This is a genomic window from Microcoleus sp. AT8-B5 (assembly GCF_036705565.1).
In the GTDB taxonomy this organism is placed as follows: Bacteria; Cyanobacteriota; Cyanobacteriia; order Cyanobacteriales; family Microcoleaceae; genus Microcoleus.
Genome location: NZ_JAUBUY010000102.1, coordinates 1 through 5,259 on the forward strand (window position 1 = coordinate 1; position 5,259 = coordinate 5,259).

The window sequence follows — 5,259 nt, forward strand, 5'->3', positions numbered from 1 at the left end:
GGGCTCACACGCTGTTTGACAATCGAGCAGAGATCGATGGATGTGCGGGGCGGTCTCTATGACCCAGCGCTGATCAGGGCGTTGGCGAGAGATCAACCTGAATTTCTGTGATTCCGTGTGGATCGCCGTTCGCGGCGGATCCCATGGGAGAGCCTATCAACGGGCTCCATAGGTAACACTATTGGAGAGTTTGATCCTGGCTCAGGACGAACGCTGGCGGCGTGCTTAACACATGCAAGTCACGGGGGCCCGCAAGGGTAACCGGCGAACGGGTGCGTAACACGTGAGCAATCTGCCGTCCACTGGGGGATAGCCGGCCCAACGGCCGGGTAATACCGCATACGCTTGCCGGGTGGCATCACTTGGCAAGGAAACCTCCGGGGGTGGACGAGGAGCTCGCGGCCTATCAGCTAGTTGGTGGGGTCACGGCCCACCAAGGCGATGACGGGTAGCTGGTCTGAGAGGATGGCCAGCCACATTGGGACTGAGATACGGCCCAGACTCCTACGGGAGGCAGCAGTGGGGAATATTGCGCAATGGCCGCAAGGCTGACGCAGCGACGCCGCGTGGGGGATGAAGCATTTCGGTGTGTAAACCCCTGTTGCCCGGGACGAACCTCCCCTTTCGAGGGGACTGACGGTACCGGGTGAGGAAGCACCGGCTAACTCCGTGCCAGCAGCCGCGGTAATACGGAGGGTGCGAGCGTTGTCCGGAATCACTGGGCGTAAAGGGCGCGTAGGCGGTGACTTAAGCGTGTGGTGAAAGCCCGGGGCTCAACCCCGGGTCGGCCGTGCGAACTGGGTCACTCGAGCACTGTAGAGGCAGGTGGAATTCCGGGTGTAGCGGTGGAATGCGTAGAGATCCGGAAGAACACCAGTGGCGAAGGCGGCCTGCTGGGCAGTAGCTGACGCTGAGGCGCGACAGCGTGGGGAGCAAACAGGATTAGATACCCTGGTAGTCCACGCCGTAAACGATGGGCACTAGGTGCTTGGGGGAACGACCCCCCGAGTGCCGGCGCTAACGCATTAAGTGCCCCGCCTGGGGAGTACGGCCGCAAGGCTGAAACTCAAAGGAATTGACGGGGGCCCGCACAAGCGGTGGAGCATGTGGTTTAATTCGACGCAACGCGAAGAACCTTACCCAGTTTTGACATGGCCGGGAAAGCCTCTGGAAACAGGGGCCCCTCTTCGGAGCTCGGTCACAGGTGCTGCATGGCTGTCGTCAGCTCGTGTCGTGAGATGTTGGGTTAAGTCCCGCAACGAGCGCAACCCTTGCCCTTAGTTACCAGCGGGTTATGCCGGGGACTCTAGGGGGACTGCCGGTGCCAAACCGGAGGAAGGTGGGGATGACGTCAAGTCATCATGGTCCTTACGACTGGGGCTACACACGTGCTACAATGGCCGGTACAGAGGGCTGCTACTCAGCAATGAGATGCCAATCCCTAAAGCCGGCCTCAGTTCGGATTGTCGTCTGCAACTCGACGGCATGAAGCTGGAATCGCTAGTAATCGCGGATCAGCGACGCCGCGGTGAATACGTTCCCGGGCCTTGTACACACCGCCCGTCACGCCATGGAAGTTGTGAGCGCCCGAAGTCGGTGTCGGAACCCGCAAGGGACCAAGCCGCCTAAGGCGAGCGCAATGACTGGGGCGAAGTCGTAACAAGGTAGCCGTAGGGGAACCTGCGGCTGGATCACCTCCTTTCCGGAGCGATGAGTAGACGGCCTCTTCGGAGGCGCCATCGAAAGTCCCGGATTTTGTCGTCCGCACCGCACATTCGCGATCTCTGCTGGATTTTGTTGCCCCGGTCCTCGGACCGGGGCCGCTATTTGACAACGGAAGTGGGAAGTGATCGTGGGTACTCCTGCCAGTGGCGGGCCCCGTCGAAAGACGGTCGGTCAGTCGCGTGGCAGCGAGGACGAAGAACCTCAGTGAGGCGTAGTACCGATTCCGCGGATCGCGAGATCTGCGGTTCTGTAACGCATCACTCGTTCGAAATAGCGCGTGCTTTGCTTGAACGATTTGCACCAGAGGATTACCCGAAAGGGTGGATCGGCTGGGAACGAGTCAAGCGAACGAAGGTATGTGGGGGATGCCTGGGCACACAGAGGCGATGAAGGGCGCGGTAAGCTGCGAAAAGCGCGGGGGAGCGGCACACACGCATTGATCCCGCGATGCCCGAATGGGGAAACCCGGCCGTCCGAAGGGGCGGTCACCACGCAAGTGGAGCAAACCTGGGGAACTGAAACATCTCAGTACCCAGAGGAAGAGAAATCAACCGAGATGCCCTCAGTAGTGGCGAGCGAACGGGGTAGAGGCCAAACCGATCTCCTTGTGGGATCGGGGTTGTAGGACCTACAGACGCGGCAGGGAACGGTATTCGAAGTCGCCTGGAACGGCGCGCCAGAGACGGTGATAGCCCGGTAGGAGAAACCTAGTAGTTGTCGTAGTAGTGTTCCTGAGTAACGCCCGACCCGAGTAATCGGGCGTGAAGCCGGGGGGACCACCCTCCAAGCCTAAAGACTCCTGTGTGACCGATAGTGGACGAGTACCGTGAGGGACAGGTGAAAAGCACCCCTGTGCGGGGAGTGAAAGAGATCCTGAAACCACATACCTACAAGCGGTCGGAGGTTGGCATGGGCAACCATGCACGACTGACGGCGTGCCTTTTGCATTATGATCCGGCGAGTTACTCCTCAGATGCGAGGCTAAGGTGCTCAGCACCGGAGCCACAGCGAAAGCGAGTCCTGTCACGAGGGCGCATGAGTATCTGGGGGTACGACCCGAAACCAGGGCGATCTACCCATGAGCAGGGTGAAGCTGAGGTAACACTTAGTGGAGGCCCGAACCCGTACGGGTTGAAAACCGTTGGGATGACTTGTGGGTAGGGGTGAAAGGCCAATCAAGCCTGGAGATAGCTGGTTCTCCCCGAAATCTATTGAGGTAGAGCCTCGAGGCGTGTTTACAGGGGGTAGAGCGACTGGCAGGGCGCGGGGGGTCGTAGACCCTACCAACCCCTACCAAACTCCGAATACCTGTCAAATGGACCTCGGGAGGCAGTCGCTGAGCGATAATGTCCAGCGGCGAGAGGGAAAGAACCCAGAACCACAGCTAAGGCCCCGAAGTGGCCGCTGAGTATAGCGAAGGATGTCGTCGTGCCGAGACAACTGGGAGGTTGGCTTAGAAGCAGCCATTCCTTGAAAGAGTGCGTAATAGCTCACCAGTCCAGCGTGATGGCGCCGAGAATGGTCGGGATTAAGCGGCCCGCCGAAGCTTGGTCTTGCGACTTTGTCGCAGGGGTAGGGGAGCGTTCCCTGTGCGTCGAAGCGAGCGTGGAAACGATACTCGTGGAGCGAAGGGAAGTGAGGATGCCGGATTGAGTACGCGCAAATGCGGGTGAGAACCCCGCACACCGTAAGCCCAAGGATTCCTGCGCCATGGCAATCAGCGCAGGGTGAGGCGGACCCTAAGGCGAGGCCCCAGAGGCGTAGTCGATGGATAGCCGGTCAAGATTCCGGCCCCATGGGGGAGACGTTGAAGCGATCAGGGACCCTGGAACGAAACGCGAGCGATCTTGTGGATGGTCGTTCAACGCGGTAGGCGCAAGCCGAGAGCGGAGTACGAGACGGCGGGGCAACCCAACGTCAAGTCGTGTGGAGTCGGCAGGCAAGAAAAGCTGATCGGGGAGTCTCTCTCATGTCCGTACCGCAAACCGACACAGGTGGGCTAGGCGAGTAGCCTCAGGTGAACGAGTGAAACGTGGTCAAGGAACTCGGCATAATGATCCCGTAACTTCGGAAGAAGGGATGCCGCTCCTGGTAGCCAGCCTCGCGCTGGTCGCTGGGGGAGGCCGCAGAGAATCGGCCCAAGCGACTGTTTAGCAAAAACACAGGTGCGTGCCAAGCCGCGTAAGGCGCCGTATACGCACTGACGCCTGCCCGGTGCCGGAAGGTTAAGGGGAGATGTTCGCCGCAAGGCAAAGCATTGAGCCGAAGCCCCGGTAAACGGCGGCCGTAACTATAACGGTCCTAAGGTAGCGAAATTCCTTGTCGGGTAAGTTCCGACCTGCACGAATGGCGTAACGACTTGGGCACTGTCTCGACCACGCGCTCGGCGAAATAGCAGTCTCGGTGAGGATTCCGAGTCCCCGCGACAGGACAAAAAGACCCCATGCACCTTTACTGTAGCTTGTCATTGGCGTTTGCATAGGACTGTGTAGCATAGGTGGGAGCCGTTGAGCCGGAGGCGCTAGCTTTCGGGGAGGCACCAGTGAAATACCACCCTGTGCTGTGTGAACGCCTCACCGCGGTAGGCAAACCCTATCCGGGACCGTGGCAGGTGGGCAGTTTGACTGGGGCGGTCGCCTCCGAAAGAGTAACGGAGGCGCGCGAAGGTTGGCTCAGCGCGGTCGGTAATCGCGCTTATAGAGTGTAACGGCAGAAGCCAGCCTGACGGCGAGACCGACGGGTCGAGCCGAGACGAAAGTCGGCCGTAGTGATCCGGTAGCCCGGTGTGGATCGGCTATCGCGCAACGGATAAAAGGTACGCTGGGGATAACAGGCTTATCGCGCCCGAGAGTTCATATCGACGGCGCGGTTTGGCACCTCGATGTCGGCTTGTCACATCCTGGGGCTGGAGAAGGTCCCAAGGGTCCGGCTGTTCGCCGGTTAAAGTGGCACATGAGCTGGGTTCAGAACGTCGTGAGACAGTTCGGTCTGTATCCGTCGTGGGCGTTGGAGAATTGAGGGGAGCGGACTTTAGTACGAGAGGACCGAGTCGGACGATCCGCTCGTGTCCCGGCTGTGGCGCCAGCTGCAACGCCGGGTAGCGATGATCGGTGGCGATAACCGCTGAACGCATCTAAGTGGGAAGCGCCCCCCAAGATGAATTCTCCCTGGAGCCTTGAGCTCCCTGAAGGGCCGGAGGAGACGACTCCGTCGATAGGCAGCACGTGGAAGCCCTGCGAGGGGTTCCAAGCGCAGCTGTCCTAATCGCCCGTGCGGCTTGACTCTCCCCCGCTGGCGCCGTGCCAGTGTGGGGGCTGTAGCATCACCGCAAAGCACGCAACGTCAGAGAGCCCGCGTGGCTCTCCCTACGATCACCCCACCCGTTTGTCGAATCGTCAATACCGATTCGCTGGCAACTAGAGCGTCAGGGCCATACCCGTTCCCATCCCGAACACGGTCGTCAAGCCTGACAGCGCCGATGGTACTCCGGGCGAGAGCTCGCGGGAGAGTAGGCCGTTGCCGGCACCCTTGGCA

General features: G+C 60.2%; 3 rRNA genes. All 3 read left to right on the plus strand.

What is annotated here, in order from left to right:
* The first annotated feature begins 178 nt into the window (after window positions 1-178).
* A 16S ribosomal RNA gene (locus QUB39_RS30225) occupies window positions 179-1,702 on the plus strand.
* 361 nt (window positions 1,703-2,063) lie between these two features.
* Window positions 2,064-5,010 (plus strand): 23S ribosomal RNA (locus QUB39_RS30230).
* A 123-nt stretch (window positions 5,011-5,133) separates the two neighbouring features.
* Window positions 5,134-5,250, plus strand: a 5S ribosomal RNA gene (gene rrf, locus QUB39_RS30235).
* Together the 16S, 23S and 5S rRNA genes form the textbook arrangement of a ribosomal RNA operon.
* Window positions 5,251-5,259: the final 9 nt, after the last annotated feature.